This window comes from Bacillus sp. SRB3LM, assembly GCF_015712745.1.
In the GTDB taxonomy this organism is placed as follows: Bacteria; Bacillota; Bacilli; order Bacillales; family Bacillaceae_G; genus Bacillus_A; species Bacillus_A thuringiensis_K.
In genome coordinates this window covers 375514-395845 of sequence record NZ_VWVQ01000007.1, presented here as the reverse complement: position 1 = coordinate 395845, position 20332 = coordinate 375514, and the positions used below count along the sequence as shown (strand labels likewise).

Genomic DNA, 20332 nt, shown 5'->3' with positions numbered 1-20332 from the left:
TAATTAGTGCTGGTTTTGTTTTCGAGCCTGTTCTGGTGTATCAAGTCCAGTCGCACCTGGATATTGTAGTGATTGATCACGATCGGATTCAACGCGGCGTGATTCTCGTAGTTTTCGTTCTTGGCGATCTTTACCCATAATGAATAACACCTCCTTGTTAAAAGTGTTGCTGTTATAAGAAAAAACTATGCGTAAATAAAGTGGATTAACTTTCATAAAAAGTTCCCATAATGGAAAACATAGGAGGTGAAGTTGATGGATGGAAGTACTTTTTATTTTGTAGCTTGGATAGGGTGGGTCATCGCAACCTTTTTTATGAAAAAGGACCCTATTCGGTGGAAGTTAGGCGCTTGTATACTGATTTTTATAATTTGCTCTCCGTTACATGTAACGATTGCCTCATTCGTGGTATCGGTAAATGCTCTTCTACTTTGTATTATTTCTTTTATAGGGATCACGCTATATTCTGTCTGGAGAAAATTGTATAGCTTACTTTCGGCACTTATTATCGCAATGTTATATACAAGTTTTCATCTGTTAGAAATATATGATCCGATTTGGATTGTGGTGGATAGAGTGTTTCTGCTAAGTAGTGCTCTTGTGTATGCATCGGTGTTATTGCATGGGGATCGCGTATTACGATTATGTTCCCTATATGTAGGAATGTTACAAGGAGAGTTGCTAGTGACATTTATTTTTAGGAAATTGAATTTTCCATATGATTATGGTAGTTTAGCATTTTTTGATATCATCGCCGTTTCTACATTATTCATGGCAGTATTGTTTTTGATTGCAAAAGCATCAGTATACAGGGAACAGTTTAAGAGAAAAACACGTAAAAGAAAGGCGAGGGTAATACATGACTGAATATACACCAGCCATTTTATGCGGCGTAATAGCAGGGACAGTTACAAGGGTGCTAATGCTGCGGACGGATACGCGGCAATATCCGACGAGGCTGCATGGGAAAATCATTCATATTGCAATGGGTTTAATTGCAGCTGCTTTAGGAGCGATTGCAATCCCGTCTATTTTGAAAAAAGATTTTTCTGCCATTACATTTCTTACGTTAGCAGCGACACAATTTCGTGATGTACGTAATATGGAAAGAAATACGCTTCAACAATTAGATGGGTATGAGCTCGTACCGCGTGGAAATACATACATTGAAGGAATTGCATTGGTTTTTGAAAGTCGCAACTATTTGGCAATGTTAACGTCGTTTGCAACGACGTTTGCGTATATAGGGTTCCGTTCATGGATTGCAGGAGTAATTATGGCTATAATTGCATTTTTTATCGCGAAAAAATTAATGTCTGGTAAAAGGCTGCATGATCTTGTTGAAATTGAGCACGTTCCGCTTCGTTTTGAAGGAGCAGGGCTTTATATTGACAATATTTACATTATGAATATTGGATTGCCAGCAAGACAAGAAGAAATTATGAAATATGGTATGGGTTTTATTTTAAAGCCGAAATCAATTGATGCGATGGTTACAATCTCAAATTTAGGGCAACGACAAGCTATTTTACACGATGTTTCAGTAGCGTTAGGGATTTATAGAGATTCTGGTACACCAGCGCTTGTACCGTTAGCAAAGCGTGATTTAGAGGATGGCAGGGTTGGGATTTTTGTCCTGCCGCAAGATCAAGATGCAGAGAAAGCGATAGGTGTCATAGGAAATGTACCAACGTTAGAAAGTGCTGTCCATATGTCATCGGAAGCCCCGAAAGGAAGGGGAGATAAGAGATGATGTTAGAAAGTGTTATTCTGGCAGTTATAACAACGACTCCAGAAAAATTTGCAGGTGGTGCTCCTTTATTCGTTTGCGAATCGACAGAGGAACTAGAATTTGTTGCAAATAATTTAGAGGCAATTTTAGATGGTATTGCACATCGCTTACAAGAGAATGTATATATTATTGTGAAACATTAGCAACGTGTGTTATAATGTGAGGTGTTTTGATACGTTGAGAAATATTCTGGAATGCAAATCCCTTCTTGCACAAAGAAGGGTTTTTTACATAATAAACAGAAGCAAGTTGAAAGGATGAAAGTATATGCCGAAACCAGTAATAGCGATAGTAGGTCGCCCGAACGTAGGGAAATCTACTATTTTCAATAGAATTGTTGGAGAAAGAGTTTCAATCGTAGAAGATATTCCAGGTGTAACGCGTGATCGTATTTATAGCGCTGGAGAATGGTTAAATCATGAATTTAACATTATTGATACGGGCGGAATTGATATTGGAGACGAGCCGTTTTTGACACAAATTCGTCAACAAGCTGAAGTAGCGATTGATGAAGCGGATGTTATCATTTTTATGACAAACGGTCGTGACGGTGTAACAGCAGCTGATGAAGAAGTTGCAAAAATTTTATATCGTTCAAATAAACCGGTTGTACTTGCGGTAAATAAAGTGGACAATCCGGAAATGCGCAGTGACATTTATGACTTTTATGCATTAGGATTTGGCGAACCATTCCCAATTTCAGGTACACACGGATTAGGATTAGGTGACTTACTAGACGAAGCTGCACAACATTTCCCAAAGATTGAAGAAGACGGATATGATGAAGACACAATTCGTTTCTCTTTAATTGGACGTCCAAATGTAGGGAAATCATCACTTGTAAATGCTCTTCTTGGTCAAGAGCGTGTAATTGTTAGTAATGTAGCAGGAACAACTCGTGATGCTGTCGATACACCATATAGTAAAGATGGAAAAGATTATGTAATTATTGATACAGCTGGTATGCGTAAAAAAGGAAAAGTGTATGAAAGTACAGAAAAATATAGTGTACTTCGTGCTCTAAGAGCGATTGAACGTTCTGACGTTGTTTTAGTTGTTTTAGATGGTGAAGAAGGAATTATTGAGCAAGATAAAAAAATCGCTGGATATGCTCATGATTCAGGGCGAGCTGTTGTTATCGTTGTAAATAAATGGGATGCAGTGAAAAAAGACGAGAAAACAATGAAAGCATTTGAAGAAAATATCCGTGCTCATTTCCAATTCTTAGAATACGCACCAATTGTTTTCTTATCTGCAAAAACGAGAAAACGTACACAAACATTAATACCGGTTATCGATGAGGTAAATGAAAGTCATAGTATCCGTATTCAAACGAACGTATTAAACGATGTAATTATGGATGCGGTAGCGATGAATCCGACACCAACTCATAATGGTAGCCGTCTGAAAATTTTCTATGCAACACAAGTTGCGGTAAAACCACCGACATTTGTTGTGTTTGTAAACGATCCAGAATTATTGCACTTCTCATATGAGCGTTTCTTAAAGAATCGCTTACGTGAATCATTTGGCTTCGTAGGAACGCCGATTCACATTATCGCTAGAGCAAGAGACTAATGGAGAGGATGTGATTTTATGACAAAAATCACAGTAGTAGGAGCAGGTAGCTGGGGAACAGCGTTAGCGATGGTATTAGCTGACAATGGACATGATGTACGTATTTGGGGGAATCGCCCAGAACTTATGGATGAAATTAATACGAAACATGAGAATAGTCGATATCTCCCAGGCATTACATTGCCAAGCACAATCGTAGCCTACTCTTCTTTAGAAGAAGCATTAGTAGATGTAAATACAGTACTGCTAGTAGTACCAACGAAAGCGTACAGAGATGTATTACAAGAGATGAAAGAAATTGTTACTGAATCAATTACTTGGATTCATGCGAGCAAAGGAATTGAACCTGGTACGTCAAAACGTATTTCGGAAGTGATTGAGGAAGAAATTCCAGAGCACTTAATTAAAGATGTTGTTGTACTGTCTGGACCGAGTCATGCTGAAGAAGTCGGTTTACGACAAGCGACAACAGTTACGTCTGCAGCAAAGCGTATGGAAGCGGCTGAGGAAGTACAAGATTTATTTATGAATAGTTATTTCCGTGTATACACAAATCCAGATATCGTTGGAGTTGAACTTGGTGGTGCGTTAAAAAATATTATCGCATTAGCTGCTGGTATAACTGATGGTCTTGGATTAGGTGATAATGCAAAAGCAGCATTGATGACACGTGGTTTAACAGAGATTGCTCGTTTAGGAAGAAAGATGGGCGGGAATCCGTTAACGTTTGCTGGTCTAACTGGTATGGGAGACTTAATTGTAACTTGTACAAGTGTTCATAGCCGAAATTGGCGAGCTGGAAATATGCTTGGAAAAGGACACTCTTTAGAAGAAGTGTTAGAAAGTATGGGTATGGTTGTGGAAGGTGTAAGAACAACGAAAGCTGCTCATGAATTGGCAGAGAAAATGGAAGTTGAAATGCCGATTACAGCTGCTTTATATGACGTGCTGTTCAATGGGAATAACGTAAAAGATGCGGTAGGCTCATTGATGGGACGTGTTCGAAAACATGAAGTGGAAGCTATACCTGATTTACTGTAAAGAAAAGCGCCAGAAGTACATTTGTACTTCTGGCGCTTTTTTTATTTTTTGGGTCTTTTCACCATTTTTTCATTTTTGCATAGGATGAAGAGTAACTTGAGGAGAGGGTGAAAAGAATGGATAATAACATTTTTAATAATATTGAGAAGGAAGCGAAAGTAAATAAAGAGGATATTTTTAAATTAGCATCATCCGTGCAAAATGCGAATTTACGTGATGAAACTGTACTTCGTCAATTAATTCATCAAGTGGCTCTTATGGCGGGACGTGAAGTGCCGAAAGAGCAAGAGGATCAAATTGTAAAAGCGATTATTAATAATAATATGCCAACAGATTTTGGCTCGTTAAGCAAGATGTTTAAAAAATAAATTATGAGAAACAAAGAGTTTGTAGATTGCATATGATAGCCATGAAAGAATGGGAATAGAGCTGTTTTTGGGCATATTTGGTCAACCGAAGCGAGAGATACAATCGCTTCGGCTTTATTTTTGCCTAGATTGGTGAGAAATGCTGAAAAAACCTATTGATTAAAGTTACATATTCGCAATTTGTAGTAAAATGTTCTTTTTGTATTTGTTTAAAGATTTTAATTTGTTAAAATAGTATAAAAATAGATTAATAAAAAGGGGTGTGTATATGTCAGAAGGGCTTATGAAAATGTGGTTGGCTTTAGGGGCAATTGGATTTATGTTTTTTGCAGTAAGTTTTATTTTATTAAGTAGACATAAAATAAAGAATAAATTTTTGAAAGGGATTACAGCGTTAGTAGCCTACACCCTTATGATTGTGTCAGGAATTGTTATTTTTCTTGTTGTATTTAGTGGACCTGTACAGCAGTAAATGGAATGGTCTCGAAAATACTATATACGGAGCAAGTTATATTAGTATGAAAAGGTGATGCTAGTGAAAAAAGTCTATATTATTTTAATATTTTGTTGTATGAGCCTTTTAACAGGGTGTCTGTATCCGAAAGAAAATATAAAGCAAAATGCGGTTCCTTATGAAGATCAACTACAGGTTGTTCAAAAAGCTGTTGTGACATTTAAGGAGCAAAATGATGGGATATTGCCAATTAAGACGAGGGATATGAGTACACCTATTTATCAAAAGTATCCAATCGATTTTCAACAGATTGCCCCGCGTTACATACAAGAAGCGCCAGGGAATGCGTATGAAAGTGGAGGAGTATATCAATACGTATTAATAGACGTTGAAACAAATCCAACAGTAAAGTTAATTGATGTTAGGATGGCTGAACAAATTCAGGAACTCTCTTTAAAGCTTAGGATGTATCGTGATGAACATCAATATCCACCTTTTAAAAAAGTAATTTCAGATGGTGTATATGAATTGGATTTCAAAAAACTAGGCTATAAAGATGTACCACAAGTGACAAGTCCATATTCTGGTAAAGGACTTCCTTTTGTAATAAATGAAAAAGGAGAAGTTTTTGTTGATTATAGAATTGACTTATATGACGCTTTGAAAAAAAATGAAGGGCAGTTTACAGAGGGAGAAGATATTCGAAATATACTTTTGAAAGCTTCCCCGTTTGTACCAGCTTATTCTTTACCGTACACAGTAAAGGACGGAGAACCAATTTTTTTAAAATGATAAGTCATGAACCTTTCTTTTAGTGAATAAGTTCTAGAAGAAAGGTTTTTTATGTTATACAACTTACGATGCAAACAAAAGATATTTTTTAATAGTCATATGAAATTGGACAAAATTATATGATATATTGTCCGAACTTCTAGAATACCATTATATTATATCAGATATTATAGGCAACGTTAGAGAAGGTATTAGTTGACTATAAACGCGGAATTATTCCCAAAAATTTTGAGGGAGGGAATCACTTGGAAAAGGTAGATATTTTTAAAGATATTGCAGAACGAACAGGCGGTGATATTTATTTTGGAGTTGTAGGAGCTGTTCGAACAGGGAAATCAACATTCATTAAAAAATTTATGGAACTTGTAGTTATTCCAAATATTGAGAATGAGTCTGACCGTCAAAGAGCGCAGGATGAATTGCCTCAAAGTGCTGCTGGTCGTACAATTATGACGACGGAACCGAAGTTTGTTCCAAACCAAGCGGTTTCTATCGAAGTAGATGAAGGACTTGAAGTGAATATTCGATTAGTAGATTGTGTTGGATATACGGTTCCTGGAGCGAAGGGCTATGAAGATGAGAATGGCCCGCGCATGATTAATACCCCTTGGTATGAAGAACCTATTCCATTCCATGAAGCTGCAGAAATCGGCACGCGTAAAGTAATTCAAGAACATTCAACAATTGGTGTTGTAATTACAACAGATGGAACAATTGGTGAAATTCCAAGAAGAGATTATATAGAGGCAGAAGAACGCGTTGTAAATGAGTTGAAAGAAGTAGGAAAACCTTTCATTATGATAATTAATACGGTACAGCCGTATCATCCAGATACAGAGCAATTACGCCAAAGTTTATCAGAAGAATATGATATCCCGGTTATTGCAATGAGTGTGGAGAGTTTAAGAGAAACAGATGTATATAATGTACTTCGTGAAGCGTTATTTGAATTCCCTGTATTAGAAGTGAATGTGAACCTTCCAAGCTGGGTGATGGTGCTAAATGAAGGGCATTGGTTGCGTCAAAGTTATCAAGAAGCAGTTCAAGAAACTGTGAAGGATATAAAACGTCTTCGTGATGTGGATCGCGTTGTTTGGCAGTTTAGTCAATATGAATTTATTGATCGAGCGAGCCTAGCTGGCATTGATATGGGGCAAGGTGTGGCGGAGATTGATTTATATGCGCCAGATGAATTATATGATCAGATTTTAAAAGAAGTAGTAGGAGTAGAAATTCGAGGGAAAGATCATTTATTAAAGCTTATGCTCGATTTATCTCATGCGAAAATAGAGTACGATCAAGTGGCGGATGCACTGCGTATGGTTAAGCAAACAGGATATGGTGTAGCAGCGCCTGCATTAGCGGATATGAGCTTAGATGAGCCAGAAATTATTCGTCACGGTTCAAGGTTTGGTGTGAAGTTAAAAGCGGTAGCGCCATCTATTCATATGATTAAAGTAGATGTAGAGTCAACGTTTGAGCCGATTATAGGTACTGAAAAGCAAAGTGAAGAATTAGTTCGTTATTTAATGCAAGATTTTGAAGATGACCCGTTATCAATTTGGAATTCTGATATATTTGGACGTTCACTTAGCTCGATTGTTCGAGAAGGAATTCAGGCAAAATTATCTTTAATGCCAGAAAATGCTAGATATAAATTAAAAGAAACGCTAGAAAGAATTATTAATGAAGGATCTGGCGGATTAATTGCGATTATACTATAATAAAAAATCCCTCTCATTGTAGAGGGATTTTTTATTTTTTTGATTGTAAAATAGAAAAATAAACAGTCATTATCTAATACATTGTTGTAAATTGTCAAGTTTCATCAGATTTTCACATTTTCAGAGTAACAATTTCCTTAAAAATATTGAATTATAAAGGAGAATCGTATAATATAGGCGTTGATAATGATTTATCTACATCTTTGTAGTATAGAATTTGCAAAAATTGCCTACAAATGAAAGTAAGACTCATTTTATGATCATTATACAGTCTTATCTTTGGGAGGAGGTGAATGGCATGAACAAGACAGATTTAATCAATGCTGTTGCAGAAGCAAGTTCCCTTTCTAAAAAGGACGCAACAAAAGCAGTAGACGCTGTTTTTGATTCTATCTTAGAAGCTTTAAAACAAGGTGATAAAGTACAACTGATCGGATTCGGTAACTTCGAAGTTCGTGAGCGTGCGGCTCGTAAAGGTCGTAACCCACAAACAGGTGAGGAGATTGAAATCGCTGCAAGTAAAGTACCTGCATTCAAACCTGGTAAAGCGTTAAAAGATGCGGTTAAATAATCCTTACATATTAACAGGGAAGAAGAGTTTCCTTTTTGGGAACTCTTCTTTTTGCTTTTAAAAACATAAATATGCTAGAATGTGTTCGTATCACTTTTAGGTTTTCGGGAGGGCTAGCGGATGGCAAAAGTTAATTTAGAACAAATTGAACATGCAGTACGCCTTATTTTAGAGGCGATTGGGGATGACCCAAATCGTGAGGGAGTACTTGATACACCAAAGCGTGTTGCAAAAATGTACGCAGAAGTGTTCTCAGGTATGCATGAAGATCCGAAAGAGCATTTGCATAAAGTATTCGGAGAAGATCACGAAGAGCTTGTACTAGTAAAAGATATACCATTTTATTCGATGTGTGAGCATCATTTAGTTCCATTCTATGGAGTTGCTCACGTTGCATATATTCCGCAAGGTGGAAAGGTGACAGGGTTAAGTAAATTAGCTCGTACTGTAGATACAATTGCACGTCGTCCACAACTGCAAGAACGTATTACATCAACAGTAGCGAACTCTATTATGGAAGTACTAGAGCCTCATGGTGTAATGGTAGTAGTAGAAGCAGAACATATGTGTATGACGATGCGTGGTGTGAAAAAACCAGGTGCGAAAACAGTAACGACAGCAGTACGTGGTGTGCTTGAAAATGATGCTGCAGCACGCAGTGAAATTTTATCGTTTATTAAAACGAAGTAAAGAAAAGCGGGAAACTGCTTTTCTTTTTTTTTTTAGTAAATAAATGATATAGTTTTAACTAGACAGAGTGAGATTAGAAAGATTGCTTACATGAATGGTAGGTGTAGCCAAGTTTTGGTTATAGAAAATAGAGTGTATGTGTTATAATAAGTTTTATGAATTAGAAAACAAGGGTGATTTTTTGTGTGTGACATCTACGGAGGGTATGCGGGTATAAAAGAAAAATTGATGGAGAAATTACGCCATCCTTATTTTATAAACTATATTGAAGAACCATTTATTGATGAAGAAAAGATAGCATTGTTATATGGTGCTTTAAAGAGTGCAAACTTACATATAGAACAAATTGAGCATTACGTAGTAACAATTATGCTTGTACAAATTGCGCTTGATACACATGAAAGGGTATCAAATAAAGTAGGCGAGGAAGAAATTGAATCGCATAAATGTCGTCAATTAACAGTACTTGCAGGCGATTACTATAGTGGACTATATTATTATTTATTGTCTATGAACCGTGATATTGTTTTAATTCGTGCACTTGCTGAAGGAATTAAAGAGATAAATGAACACAAAATTATGTTATACCAAAAAGCGCATGAAACGATGAATGACATAATGAAAAGCATAGTAACGATTGAGTCTGCACTCCTTCAAAAAACATGTGATCATTTTCATTTATCACATTGGAAGCCATTTATCACATACGTATTAGGTGGAAATCGCCTTCAAAAAGAAATTCAATTGTATGCTGATAAACAACATTCACCTGTTTTTCAAGCTATGCAAGATGCTTTAGGGGATAAAGCAGAAGTAGTGATTAATGGTTGGCTGAAGGACTTGAGAAAGAAAGAAAAACAATTTTTAGAAAATCACACAGATATAAATAAAATAAATTCTGTGTTAAGGAATAAATAGAAGACATAAGCAATTTTACATTGGAAGAAGGTACGAGCATGCAACAATCAAAAGAAGAAAGAGTACATGACGTATTTGAAAAGATTTCTGATAAATACGATGTGATGAATTCTGTAATTAGTTTTCAAAGACATAAAGCGTGGCGTAAAGAAACGATGCGAATTATGGATGTACAACCAGGCAGTCAAGCGCTTGATGTATGCTGTGGAACCGCGGATTGGACAATTGCGCTAGCTGGAGCCGTAGGTGAACAAGGAAAGGTTGTTGGCTTAGACTTCAGTGAAAATATGTTATCTGTCGGTAAGCAAAAGGTAGAGGCGTTACAATTAAAACAAGTAGAACTTCTACATGGGAATGCAATGGAACTTCCGTTTGAAGATAATACGTTTGATTATGTGACGATTGGGTTTGGTTTACGTAACGTGCCGGATTATATGCACGTATTAAAAGAAATGACGCGTGTAGTAAAACCAGGTGGAAAAGTAATCTGTTTAGAAACATCTCAACCAACAATGATTGGTTTTCGACAAGGGTATATTTTATACTTTAAATATATCATGCCGTTATTTGGAAAGATGTTTGCGAAAAGTTATAAAGAATATTCATGGCTTCAAGAATCTGCTAGTACGTTCCCAGGAATGAAAGAATTGGCTCAAATGTTTGAGCAAGCTGGACTTGAACGTGTGCAAGTGAAACCATTTACTTTTGGGGTAGCAGCGATGCATTTAGGTATTAAACCAGAATCAAAATAGAAAAAAGAAGTTTTAGGTTAAGGTGAACAATATGAAGTTACAACTTATGTACTCTTTTTTACGATCGGATATTAATGTGATAGAAAAAGAATTAAAAAAGACAGTCGCTTCTGAACAGCCATTAGTAGAAGAGGCAGCATTACAGCTTATTGAAGCTGGTGGGAAACGAATTCGTCCTGTATTTGTGTTGCTTGCAGGGAAATTTGGAGATTATAAGTTAGATGCGATTAAGCATGTTGCTGTTGCGTTAGAACTTATTCATATGGCTTCTCTTGTTCACGATGATGTTATTGATGCTGCATTTTTACGACGCGGCAGTGCGACTGTGAATGCGAAATGGGGAGATCGTATTGCGATGTATACAGGGGACTATCTGTTCGCTAAGTCTCTTGAATGTATAACAAATATCGAAATTCCAGAGGCGCATCAAGCGTTATCACATACTATTTTAGAAGTCTGTAAAGGTGAAATTGAACAAATTAAAGATAAATACAATTATGACCAAAATTTAAGAACGTATTTAAGAAGAATAAAGCGAAAAACAGCATTATTAATTGCCGCGAGTTGTCAATTGGGAGCGATTGCTGCTGGTGCTAATCGTGATACGGTAAATCGTCTATTTTGGTATGGGTATTTTGTAGGGATGTCTTATCAAATTATTGATGACATTTTAGACTTCGTTTCCACAGAAGAGAAACTTGGAAAACCTGCTGGCGGAGATTTACTACAAGGGAATATTACACTTCCTGCTTTATATGCGATGGAAGATCCAGTACTTCGTCAGAAAATCACATCTGTACATGAAAATTCAACAGCAAGTGAAATGCAAGAAATTATTGATGCTGTAAAAAATAGTACAGCAATTGATCAAGCATTTGCGTTTAGTGAACGTTATTTACATAAAGCTTTAGAAATAATAAAACCACTTCCACGTGGAAAAGCAAAGTACGCATTACAAAATGTTGCAAAGTATATTGGAAAACGAAAATTTTAATGTTTATTCTAAAAAATAAAATAATCTCTCTATTTCAAAACTATTGCACAATTGTGATAAGGGTGATAATATGTGTGTGGGGATATACAATTACATACATAATTCAGAAGTGGAGAGATTTTTTATGGAAAAAACATTTCTAATGGTAAAACCAGACGGTGTACAACGTGCCTTCATTGGGGAAATTGTAGCTCGTTTTGAGAAAAAAGGCTTTCAATTAGTTGGTGCAAAATTAATGCAAGTCACTCCGGAAATTGCTGGACAACACTACGCTGAGCATAAGGAAAAACCTTTCTTTGGTGAGTTAGTAGAGTTTATTACATCTGGACCTGTATTCGCAATGGTATGGCAAGGTGAAGGTGTAGTAGATACAGCGCGTAACATGATGGGGAAAACAAGACCACATGAAGCAGCTCCTGGAACAATTCGTGGAGATTTCGGTGTAACTGTTGCGAAAAACATTATCCATGGTTCTGATTCTTTAGAAAGCGCAGAGCGCGAGATTGCTATTTTCTTTAAAGAAGAAGAATTAGTTGACTACTCAAAATTAATGAATGAATGGATTTACTAATTATTTTGAAATAATTTGTAAACGCTTTAATCACTGTGATAATAGTAAAAAGTGCAAGGAGAATAGGGGTATTCTTCTTGCACTTTTTTTATTTTCAGTTAGTTACGAAGTTTGAGCTGTTATGATATGTTGATATTTAAATTAGGCCTATCGGAAATATAGAATAAGAAAATGGTCGATTTATGATATAATTTCTTTAATATTTTTAGAATGATAAAAGTTAATATAGTGAGATAAATACATATACGAAAAGAGGAATAATGTATGCGATATATTACAGCTGGTGAATCTCATGGTCCACAACTTACAACGATTATAGAAGGTGTTCCGGCAGGATTGTCTTTAGTAGCAGATGATATAAACGAAGAGTTAGCTAGAAGGCAAAAGGGATATGGGCGCGGTAGACGCATGCAAATTGAAACGGATCAAGTGCAAATTTTAAGTGGTGTTAGACATGGAGAAACATTAGGTTCCCCTATTGCACTTGTTGTTGAAAATCGTGATTTTGCACACTGGACAAAAATTATGGGGGCGGAGCCTTTAACTGAGCAAGAAGAAAAAGAGATGAAAAGGAAAGTGACAAAACCAAGGCCTGGGCATGCTGATTTAAATGGTGCGATTAAATATGGTCATAGAGATATGAGGAATGTACTGGAACGCTCGTCAGCGCGCGAAACGACGGTACGTGTTGCTGCTGGTGCGGTTGCTAAAAAGGTGTTAGCAGAACTTGGTATTAAAGTGGCGGGCCATGTAATTGAAATTGGCGGTGTACAAGCTAAGGAGATTACGTATAGTTCAATTGAAGAATTAAAGAGTATTACAGAAGCATCTTCTGTACGCTGCTTAGATGAAGAAGCTGGTAACCAAATGATGAAAGCGATTGATGATGCGAAAGCAAATGGTGATTCAATTGGTGGAATCGTTGAAGTAATTGTGGAAGGGATGCCAATTGGAGTAGGTAGCTACGTGCATTATGATCGAAAACTGGATGCGAAATTAGCAGCTGCAATTATGAGTATTAATGCTTTTAAAGGTGTCGAGATTGGAATTGGTTTTGAAGCAGCGCATAGACCAGGAAGTGAAGTTCATGATGAAATTCTGTGGGATGAGGAGCATGGATATACACGAAGAACAAATAATGCAGGTGGACTAGAAGGCGGTATGACGACTGGAATGCCAATTGTTGTGCGCGGTGTGATGAAACCGATACCTACACTTTATAAACCTCTTCAAAGTGTAGATATTGATACGAAAGAGCCTTTTACAGCGAGTATTGAACGTTCAGATAGTTGTGCAGTGCCAGCAGCTAGTGTCGTTGCAGAAGCGGTTGTGGCTTGGGAATTAGCGACAGCTTTAATAGAACAATTCGGATTAGATCGTATGGAACTAATTCGTGAAAATATTGAGAAACATAATGAATATGCGAGGGGATTTTAATGGGAAACATACATATTCAAACGAAATCAAAAGAATATGATGTACATGTTGGTAAAGAAGCGTTGTCAAACTTAACAATGATCGTTCAAAATATGCAGCCAGCGGTATCTAACGTAATGATCATTTCAGATGAAGCTGTTGCATCACTACATTTACAGACAGTTATCGATGCATTACAAGTAGAGCAGCACGTGTTTTCGTTTGTTGTACCAAGTGGCGAAAAAGAGAAGTCTTTCGAAAATTTCTATGCGGCTCATACGTCAGCTCTTGAAAATAAATTAGATAGAAATTCTTTAATTCTTGCACTTGGAGGCGGAATGATTGGAGATTTAGCTGGTTTTGTTGCTGCATCGTTTATGCGTGGTATTCGCTTTGTGCAGGTTCCGACAACTTTATTAGCGCACGATAGCGCAGTGGGTGGGAAAGTAGCGATTAACCATCCGTTAGGTAAAAATATGATTGGTGCATTCCATCAGCCAGAAGCAGTTGTATATCATACACCGTTTTTACAGTCTCTTCCTGAAAAAGAGTGGCGTTCAGGTTATGCAGAGGTGATAAAGCATGCTCTTATCGGTGATGTGGAGCTATACCATTGGTTAAAAGAAGAAGTGCAAACATTAGCGGATCTTCATGATGAGAAGTTAATCCATATATTAACGAAGGCGATTCCTGTAAAGGCAAATGTTGTGTCACAAGATGAAACAGAGAAGGGTATACGTGCTCATTTGAACTTTGGACATACGTTAGGACATGCTCTTGAAAAAGAGCTAGGGTATGGAAATATTACTCACGGTGACGGTGTAGCGGTTGGAATGTTATTCGCCATATTTTTAAGTGAGCAAGTGTACAAGGTTGATCTTGCTTATGAAGATATGAAGCAGTGGTTCTTGAAATACGGCTATCCAAAAATGCCAAGAGATTTGAATGTAGAGCGCCTCGTTCAATTGATGAAACAAGATAAGAAAGCAAATGCAGGAGCAATTCATATGGTGCTTATGCAGGAATATGGGGTAGTGAATGTCGTATCTATTTCAGATGAGACTGTTCATATTGCGTTAGAGGCATTTCAAAAAGATATGGTTTAAAATGATAGCGAAGTGCTGTGAAGTGCTCATTTAGAGGTATTCTCGTAATAGTGACGGTTATGACAAAAGATTACAGTAAGGGGCTATAACCGTATTGTAATCAAATTGAATGAAATGACTGGGGGAAGAAAAATGAGAGTGAAAGAGCAATTGTTAACTTTGAGAGCGTATGTGCCTGGGAAAAACATTGAAGAAGTAAAAAGGGAATATGGTTTATCAAAAATTGTGAAATTAGCATCCAACGAAAATCCATTCGGTTGTTCAGCACGTGTGACAGAAGCATTAACTTCTTTAGCGAGCCAATATGCCCTTTATCCAGATGGATATGCCTTTGAACTTCGGACAAAAGTAGCGGAACATTTAGGTGTAAAAGCAGAACAACTACTATTTGGTAGTGGATTAGATGAAGTCATTCAAATGATTAGCCGAGCGTTACTACATGAAGGAACAAACGTTGTAATGGCGAATCCTACGTTTTCACAATATCATCACCATGCTGTTATTGAAGGAGCAGAAGTTCGTGAAGTATCACTTAAAGATGGTATTCACGATTTAGATGCAATGCTAGAGCAAGTAGATGAGAAAACGAAAATTGTATGGATTTGTAATCCGAATAATCCAACAGGTACATATGTTGAGAAACAAAAATTACTTTCACTTTTAGAATCAGTTCCTAAGTCGGCTCTCGTTATTATGGACGAAGCATATTATGAATACGCGGAAGCAGAAGATTATCCGCAAACATTACCACTTCTTGAAAAGTATGAAAATCTTATGGTTTTACGCACGTTTTCAAAAGCATATGGTTTAGCTGCTTTTCGTATCGGATATGCGATTGGGGATGCGAAGTTAATCGGACAGCTAGAAGTAGCTAGGTTACCATTCAATACATCAACTGTAGCCCAATCTGTAGCACTCGCTGCATTAGAAGATCAAGCATTTTTACAAGATTGTGTGCAAAAGAATGCTGAAGGTTTAAATCAGTATTATGCATTTTGTAAAGAATATAACGTATTCTATTATCCATCTCAAACAAATTTCATTTTCTTAAAACTTGGTATACCGGGTAATGAAGCTTTCGAACGATTAATGAAAAAAGGATATATCGTTCGTTCTGGTGCTGCATTTGGTATCGATGATGGTATTCGTATTACTGTCGGTTTGAAGGAAGAAAATGATGAAATTATAGAGTTGCTGAAAGAGCTTGTAAATGAGCAAGTACAGAAAGAAGAAACATATTCTTAAGAGATTGTGAAGGCTCCTAGTATAGGAGCCTTTTTTATCGCATTAAAAATAAAGGTTGAAGACTGCTAATTAAGTTGTTCTGTAAACCATAGTTTGTATGGCTCGATAATTAGTGAGAGAAGTTATTTGCACGGTCATAAAAGAAAGCGGTACAATAGAAGATGAGGATAAGGTATCGGTGTCATATTCGAACCGTTTGAACAATTACCTACTCTGTAAGAAGAAGTATAAGAAGATGCATGCTCATTCTAAAGGTTGCGTTCTAACAGTGAGTTGCTTATGATAAAGTGAAACTTTAATCAGTGGGGGGATGTTTATCCCCCGCTGATTATTAGTTGAACCAATCGGGCTTTTACGGGCAGTTGATCCCAAAACTAACTTCTTTGCCTTAGCTGAATTTTGAGGTGGGGGTCTTACTGCCCGTTAATAGCGGGGTAAATGAACAGAAGAGAATATTTTTTAGAATTAAAGGAGACGTTTATGCAAAAGTTTGAACAAGCTGTTTCATATATTGAAAATGGTGAAGCGGAAAAAGGATTACAATTATTAAAAGAACAATTAAAAATTGCGAATGATGAAGAGAAGTATGATATCGCTCGTTACTATCATACGCTTGGATTTACAGATGAGGCATTAGCAATTACTGAAGACTTACGTTTACTGTATCCAGAAGAAAGTGAATTCACTGTATTTTTAGCAGAATTATATATTGATCTAGATAAAGAAGATGAAGCGATTGAAGTGCTTCATGATATTCCAGAAAATGACGATTTATATGTTCAATCGTTATTACTTGTTGCAGATTTATTCCAAATGCAAGGTTTTGATGATGTAGCAGAGCAAAAACTATTAAAGGCGAAAGAAATGATGCCTGATGAACCTGTTATTACGTTTGGGTTAGCAGAATTATATAGTAGTAAAGGTGAAGAACAAAAGGCAATTACTTATTATGAATCGCTATTAGCGGAACATAAAGTAATGGGTGGTGTTGTGATTGCACTTCGCCTCGCAGAAACGTTAAGCGCGATCGGAAACTGGGAAGAAGCGATTTCTTATTATGAAGCAGGCCTAGAGGAACAAAAAGATATTCACTCATTATTTGGATATGCCTTTACATTATACCAAGGTGAAGAATATCAGAGAGCAATTGGTGCTTGGCAAGAACTAAAAGAATTAGACCCTGAGTACGCATCACTGTACATGTATTTAGCGAAAAGCTATGAAAAAGAAGGAATGCTTCAAGAAAGCTATGAAACGCTTCATGAAGGAATTAAAGTAGATGAGCTTTCAGTTCCATTTTATGTAGAGTTAGCGAACATTGCGGCGAAATTAGGAAAAATAGTAGAAGCAGAGGAAGTTCTTCAAAAAGCGCTTGAGTTAGATCCAGGGCATTTAGGTGCAACATTAAAATATGCATATATCTTAAAAGAACAAGAAAAGTACGAAGAGTTAATTGCAATTGTAGAGCGTGCTATTGATAGTGGAGAACCAGATACACAACTACTTTGGGATCTTGCGTATGCAAAAAAACAATTAGAAATGTATTCGGATGCATTAAAACACTATGAAAGTGCATATACTTCTTTTAAGAATCATCCAGACTTCTTAGAAGAGTACGGTTATTTCTTATTGGAAGAAGGAAAACGAAAAGAGGCGAAAGAAGTATTTACCCAGTTATTACAACTAGACCCGACACAAATTCATATTGAAGAGTTGTTATATAATTTAGAGGATTTTTCATAAGTTGGAAGGAAACTGAATGCCGCTTCTTGAATCTAAAAAGAAAAGAGAAAGACAGAGGAGGGACTTAATTGCTATGAATACCCCTGTTTCTGTAAACGAGAAGAAGGATTTTGTAAAATGGTTTTTGAATAATTACCAACTGAAACAGCGTGAATGTGTATGGATTCTGAATTATTTAATGAGTCACGACCAATTGATGCATAAAGTCCACTTCGTAGAGCATGCAAAATATTGTCCGCGTGGCTTAGTAATGTCAGCGAATTGTGTGAAAGACACACCGTTTCACTTTTTTAAACAAAATGTTATGACAACAGATGCTGAAAAATCGTTTCATGATATTCGTTTAAATCGAGATGAGGATATTTATATTCAACTCAACTTTAAATCATCGTTTCAAAATGCGAATTATGTAGCTGTATTAGAAGAAAATCCATATCTACCAAAGCATATTGAAGTAAATGAAAAAGATCGTTTACTTGCAGAAAGGTTTTTGGAAGAAAGTGTATTTTCGTTTAGGAGAGAACGCCTTTTGAAACAAATTGATGAAGCGTTAGATAAGCAAGATAAGGAAGCGTTTCATAGATTAACGGCAGAGTTAAAGACTTTATAGAATTTATTTGGATTAATTAATTTTTACAAATTTCAGACTTTTATTAAGAAAAACTACCTATATTAGGTAGTTTTTCTTTTTTTACCTCTTTTAGTGTGGTTTAATATATATAAAGTGAAAGTTCTGTCATTTGTAAGTGAAGGAGGGAAGGGATTTGAAGTGGATTGTAAAAGATGTAGAACAGTTTGAGCAAGCAAGAGAGTATGTTGATACAGGAGTAATACCGCTGTTATCAATTTCAGCAGCAAAAGAAATGAAAATGATTGTAGAACAAGGTGAATTTATCGAATTATTGAGCACGGAATTGGAAAGAGAGTATAAAGGAAGAGTGCTTTTACTGCCTGCGTTTACGTATTTGGTAGAAAGTCAAAAGAATGAAAAAGGTCGTTTGCAAGAATGGACAAATCATTTACGAAGTGAAGGTTTTAAGCATATTGCTTATGTTACAAGTGATTTTTCATGGAAAGAGGATATGCAAGAGTTACAGGGAGATTTATTTTGGTTTCCTTCATTAGCGTTAGAACAATTTAGTGATCAAGCAAAAAGAGAAGTTATTCATGCGCATATAAAAAATATAATGGTGATGTTGGAAGAGAAATGGGGAAACTCGCAATAAACAGAAAGTTCTTATTATTATGAGTAGTATGATATTGACCTGTGCATGAGCGTATTATATCATGATAGTGTCCTAGTTTTTATTTTTTATATAATTTATCACGAGGGGACAATTTCTGATAGAGGGGGGAAATTTTCGTGAGCGACAAAGAACATCGCGTGTCAAGAAGACAATTTTTAAATTACACACTCACAGGGGTAGGAGGCTTTATGGCTGCCGGTATTTTAATGCCGATGACGCGATTTGCGCTTGATCCGGTGTTAAGAAAAGAAGCGGGAACAGATATGGTTGCTGTTGCGCAAGTAAAGGATATTACAACAGAGCCGAAGCGTTTCGATTTTAAAGTGAAGCAGGTTGATGGTTGGTACAAGTCTGAAGAACCAAAATCGGCTTGGGTTCATAAAGATGAAAGCGGAGACATTGTTGCGTTCTCTCCAGTATGTAAACATTTAGGATGTACAGTTAACTGGAATTCGGACAAAGCACATCCGAATCAATTCTTTTGCCCATGTCACGGGGGGCGTTATACAAAAGATGGGATTAACATTAAAGGTACGCCACCCCTTGCTCCGCTTGATGTGTACGAGTCTAAAGTGAAAGATGGAACGCTGTATCTAGGAAAAGCGAAGCCAAGAGGGGGTGCAAAGTAGATGTTAAATAAAATTTATGATTGGGTGGATGAAAGATTGGATATTACACCAATATGGCGTGATATCGCTGATCATGAAGTACCTGAACATGTAAACCCGGCACATCACTTTTCTGCATTCGTCTATTGCTTTGGAGGACTTACCTTTTTCGTTACTGTAATTCAAATTTTATCTGGAATGTTTTTGACGATGTATTATGTGCCTGATATTAAAAATGCTTGGGAATCAGTTTACTATTTACAAAATGAAGTTGCTTATGGGCAAATTGTTCGTGGTATGCACCACTGGGGTGCTAGTCTCGTAATTGTAATGATGTTTTTACATACACTCAGAGTTTTCTTCCAAGGTGCGTATAAAAAGCCCCGTGAGTTAAACTGGATTGTTGGTGTTCTTATTTTCTTTGTTATGTTAGGTCTTGGTTTTACCGGATATTTATTGCCGTGGGATATGAAAGCTTTATTTGCTACAAAAGTAGGGATTCAAATTGCAGAGCAAACACCGCTCATTGGTCCTTATATTAAAACATTACTCGCTGGTCATTCCGAAATTGTTGGCGCTCAAACATTAACTCGCTTCTTTGCTATTCACGTCTTCTTCTTACCAGCAGCACTTCTAGGTTTAATGGCCTTCCACTTCATCATGATTCGCAAACAAGGTATTTCCGGTCCACTATAAGAGATTGCTAAATTAAAGGGGAAAGA

The 20332-nt window shown here is 36.6% G+C and carries 24 protein-coding genes; 23 read left to right on the top strand and 1 reads right to left on the bottom strand.

What is annotated here, in order from left to right; genetic code table 11:
• Nucleotides 1-3: 3 nt before the first annotated feature.
• Nucleotides 4-138, bottom strand: coding sequence for a YpzI family protein (locus F3I02_RS06655; protein WP_000513900.1), 135 nt, complete (start codon nt 136-138; stop codon nt 4-6).
• A 117-nt stretch (nt 139-255) separates the two neighbouring features.
• Here F3I02_RS06655 and F3I02_RS06650 point away from each other — a divergent pair, with 117 nt between their 5' ends.
• From F3I02_RS06650 to qcrB, 23 genes are all read left to right on the top strand, one after another.
• On the top strand, nt 256-867 hold the full coding sequence (locus tag F3I02_RS06650; protein WP_000349109.1) for a YphA family membrane protein: 612 nt from the start codon (nt 256-258) through the stop codon (nt 865-867).
• Nucleotides 860-1753: a YIEGIA family protein gene (locus F3I02_RS06645; protein ID WP_000141596.1), complete on the top strand. Its 894-nt coding sequence runs from the start codon at nt 860-862 to the stop codon at nt 1751-1753. Before F3I02_RS06650 ends, F3I02_RS06645 begins: the two co-directional genes overlap by 8 nt.
• Entirely contained in the window at nt 1750-1935 is a 186-nt protein-coding gene (locus tag F3I02_RS06640; RefSeq protein WP_000979059.1) for a capping complex subunit for YIEGIA, read from the top strand. The genes F3I02_RS06645 and F3I02_RS06640 overlap by 4 nt, the downstream gene beginning before the upstream one ends.
• Nucleotides 1936-2059: 124 nt before the next feature.
• Nucleotides 2060-3370 (top strand): ribosome biogenesis GTPase Der, encoded by a 1311-nt coding sequence (gene der / locus F3I02_RS06635; RefSeq protein ID WP_001125893.1) that lies wholly within the window; start codon nt 2060-2062, stop codon nt 3368-3370.
• 18 nt (nt 3371-3388) lie between these two features.
• Nucleotides 3389-4411, top strand: a complete 1023-nt coding sequence (locus tag F3I02_RS06630; RefSeq protein ID WP_000161764.1) for an NAD(P)H-dependent glycerol-3-phosphate dehydrogenase — start codon at nt 3389-3391, stop codon at nt 4409-4411.
• Between the two features lie 116 nt (nt 4412-4527).
• Nucleotides 4528-4779, top strand: coding sequence for a stage VI sporulation protein F (locus F3I02_RS06625; RefSeq protein ID WP_000369754.1), 252 nt, complete (start codon nt 4528-4530; stop codon nt 4777-4779).
• 268 nt (nt 4780-5047) lie between these two features.
• Nucleotides 5048-5251, top strand: coding sequence for a DUF2768 domain-containing protein (locus tag F3I02_RS06620; RefSeq protein ID WP_001289004.1), 204 nt, complete (start codon nt 5048-5050; stop codon nt 5249-5251).
• A gap of 63 nt (nt 5252-5314) precedes the next feature.
• Nucleotides 5315-6025 (top strand): hypothetical protein, encoded by a 711-nt coding sequence (locus tag F3I02_RS06615; RefSeq protein WP_000758623.1) that lies wholly within the window; start codon nt 5315-5317, stop codon nt 6023-6025.
• A 245-nt stretch (nt 6026-6270) separates the two neighbouring features.
• On the top strand, nt 6271-7749 hold the full coding sequence (gene spoIVA / locus F3I02_RS06610; RefSeq protein ID WP_000416519.1) for a stage IV sporulation protein A: 1479 nt from the start codon (nt 6271-6273) through the stop codon (nt 7747-7749).
• Nucleotides 7750-8047: 298 nt separating this feature from the next.
• Complete coding sequence (locus F3I02_RS06605; RefSeq protein WP_001043860.1) at nt 8048-8320, top strand: HU family DNA-binding protein; 273 nt, start codon at nt 8048-8050, stop codon at nt 8318-8320.
• 120 nt (nt 8321-8440) lie between these two features.
• The gene (gene folE / locus F3I02_RS06600; RefSeq protein WP_001151482.1) at nt 8441-9010 is read left to right on the top strand and encodes a GTP cyclohydrolase I FolE; all 570 of its coding nucleotides are present in this window, start codon (nt 8441-8443) and stop codon (nt 9008-9010) included.
• Between the two features lie 183 nt (nt 9011-9193).
• A complete protein-coding gene (locus F3I02_RS06595; protein WP_000332855.1) occupies nt 9194-9928 on the top strand; it encodes a heptaprenyl diphosphate synthase component 1 in 735 nt (244 codons plus the stop codon).
• A gap of 38 nt (nt 9929-9966) precedes the next feature.
• Nucleotides 9967-10680: a 2-heptaprenyl-1,4-naphthoquinone methyltransferase gene (gene menG / locus F3I02_RS06590; RefSeq protein ID WP_001187674.1), complete on the top strand. Its 714-nt coding sequence runs from the start codon at nt 9967-9969 to the stop codon at nt 10678-10680.
• A 31-nt stretch (nt 10681-10711) separates the two neighbouring features.
• Nucleotides 10712-11674, top strand: a complete 963-nt coding sequence (gene hepT, locus F3I02_RS06585; RefSeq protein WP_000776077.1) for a heptaprenyl diphosphate synthase component II — start codon at nt 10712-10714, stop codon at nt 11672-11674.
• Between the two features lie 124 nt (nt 11675-11798).
• A complete protein-coding gene (gene ndk / locus F3I02_RS06580; RefSeq protein WP_000415884.1) occupies nt 11799-12245 on the top strand; it encodes a nucleoside-diphosphate kinase in 447 nt (148 codons plus the stop codon).
• Nucleotides 12246-12509: 264 nt separating this feature from the next.
• Nucleotides 12510-13682: a chorismate synthase gene (aroC, locus tag F3I02_RS06575; RefSeq protein ID WP_001269388.1), complete on the top strand. Its 1173-nt coding sequence runs from the start codon at nt 12510-12512 to the stop codon at nt 13680-13682.
• A complete protein-coding gene (aroB, locus tag F3I02_RS06570; protein ID WP_000526810.1) occupies nt 13682-14767 on the top strand; it encodes a 3-dehydroquinate synthase in 1086 nt (361 codons plus the stop codon). Before aroC ends, aroB begins: the two co-directional genes overlap by 1 nt.
• 132 nt (nt 14768-14899) lie before the next feature.
• On the top strand, nt 14900-16012 hold the full coding sequence (gene hisC / locus F3I02_RS06565) for a histidinol-phosphate transaminase (RefSeq protein WP_001264026.1): 1113 nt from the start codon (nt 14900-14902) through the stop codon (nt 16010-16012).
• Between the two features lie 480 nt (nt 16013-16492).
• On the top strand, nt 16493-17755 hold the full coding sequence (locus tag F3I02_RS06560; protein WP_001168671.1) for a tetratricopeptide repeat protein: 1263 nt from the start codon (nt 16493-16495) through the stop codon (nt 17753-17755).
• 73 nt (nt 17756-17828) lie between these two features.
• Complete coding sequence (locus F3I02_RS06555) at nt 17829-18365, top strand: ReoY family proteolytic degradation factor (RefSeq protein ID WP_001095925.1); 537 nt, start codon at nt 17829-17831, stop codon at nt 18363-18365.
• A 154-nt stretch (nt 18366-18519) separates the two neighbouring features.
• Nucleotides 18520-18981 carry a YpiF family protein gene (locus tag F3I02_RS06550; RefSeq protein ID WP_000871305.1) on the top strand — a complete coding sequence of 154 codons (462 nt, stop codon included), beginning with the start codon at nt 18520-18522 and terminating at the stop codon, nt 18979-18981.
• 137 nt (nt 18982-19118) lie between these two features.
• The gene (gene qcrA / locus F3I02_RS06545; protein WP_001280593.1) at nt 19119-19631 is read left to right on the top strand and encodes a menaquinol-cytochrome c reductase iron-sulfur subunit; all 513 of its coding nucleotides are present in this window, start codon (nt 19119-19121) and stop codon (nt 19629-19631) included.
• A complete protein-coding gene (qcrB, locus tag F3I02_RS06540; protein WP_000932700.1) occupies nt 19632-20306 on the top strand; it encodes a menaquinol-cytochrome c reductase cytochrome b subunit in 675 nt (224 codons plus the stop codon). It abuts the gene before it with no gap.
• Nucleotides 20307-20332 lie beyond the last annotated feature (26 nt).

What these genes read in the sequence shown, in the direction of transcription:
- F3I02_RS06640 (WP_000979059.1), top strand. Translation starts at nt 1,750, where the DNA reads ATGATGTTAGAAAGTGTTATTCTGGCAGTTATAACAACGACTCCAGAA.
- hisC (WP_001264026.1), top strand. Translation starts at nt 14,900, where the DNA reads ATGAGAGTGAAAGAGCAATTGTTAACTTTGAGAGCGTATGTGCCTGGG.
- folE (WP_001151482.1), top strand. Translation starts at nt 8,441, where the DNA reads ATGGCAAAAGTTAATTTAGAACAAATTGAACATGCAGTACGCCTTATT.
- ndk (WP_000415884.1), top strand. Translation starts at nt 11,799, where the DNA reads ATGGAAAAAACATTTCTAATGGTAAAACCAGACGGTGTACAACGTGCC.
- F3I02_RS06645 (WP_000141596.1), top strand. Translation starts at nt 860, where the DNA reads ATGACTGAATATACACCAGCCATTTTATGCGGCGTAATAGCAGGGACA.
- F3I02_RS06560 (WP_001168671.1), top strand. Translation starts at nt 16,493, where the DNA reads ATGCAAAAGTTTGAACAAGCTGTTTCATATATTGAAAATGGTGAAGCG.
- menG (WP_001187674.1), top strand. Translation starts at nt 9,967, where the DNA reads ATGCAACAATCAAAAGAAGAAAGAGTACATGACGTATTTGAAAAGATT.
- F3I02_RS06630 (WP_000161764.1), top strand. Translation starts at nt 3,389, where the DNA reads ATGACAAAAATCACAGTAGTAGGAGCAGGTAGCTGGGGAACAGCGTTA.
- F3I02_RS06605 (WP_001043860.1), top strand. Translation starts at nt 8,048, where the DNA reads ATGAACAAGACAGATTTAATCAATGCTGTTGCAGAAGCAAGTTCCCTT.
- F3I02_RS06650 (WP_000349109.1), top strand. Translation starts at nt 256, where the DNA reads ATGGATGGAAGTACTTTTTATTTTGTAGCTTGGATAGGGTGGGTCATC.
- hepT (WP_000776077.1), top strand. Translation starts at nt 10,712, where the DNA reads ATGAAGTTACAACTTATGTACTCTTTTTTACGATCGGATATTAATGTG.
- aroC (WP_001269388.1), top strand. Translation starts at nt 12,510, where the DNA reads ATGCGATATATTACAGCTGGTGAATCTCATGGTCCACAACTTACAACG.
- F3I02_RS06625 (WP_000369754.1), top strand. Translation starts at nt 4,528, where the DNA reads ATGGATAATAACATTTTTAATAATATTGAGAAGGAAGCGAAAGTAAAT.
- qcrB (WP_000932700.1), top strand. Translation starts at nt 19,632, where the DNA reads ATGTTAAATAAAATTTATGATTGGGTGGATGAAAGATTGGATATTACA.
- aroB (WP_000526810.1), top strand. Translation starts at nt 13,682, where the DNA reads ATGGGAAACATACATATTCAAACGAAATCAAAAGAATATGATGTACAT.
- F3I02_RS06555 (WP_001095925.1), top strand. Translation starts at nt 17,829, where the DNA reads ATGAATACCCCTGTTTCTGTAAACGAGAAGAAGGATTTTGTAAAATGG.
- der (WP_001125893.1), top strand. Translation starts at nt 2,060, where the DNA reads ATGCCGAAACCAGTAATAGCGATAGTAGGTCGCCCGAACGTAGGGAAA.
- F3I02_RS06620 (WP_001289004.1), top strand. Translation starts at nt 5,048, where the DNA reads ATGTCAGAAGGGCTTATGAAAATGTGGTTGGCTTTAGGGGCAATTGGA.
- F3I02_RS06655 (WP_000513900.1), bottom strand. Translation starts at nt 138, where the DNA reads ATGGGTAAAGATCGCCAAGAACGAAAACTACGAGAATCACGCCGCGTT.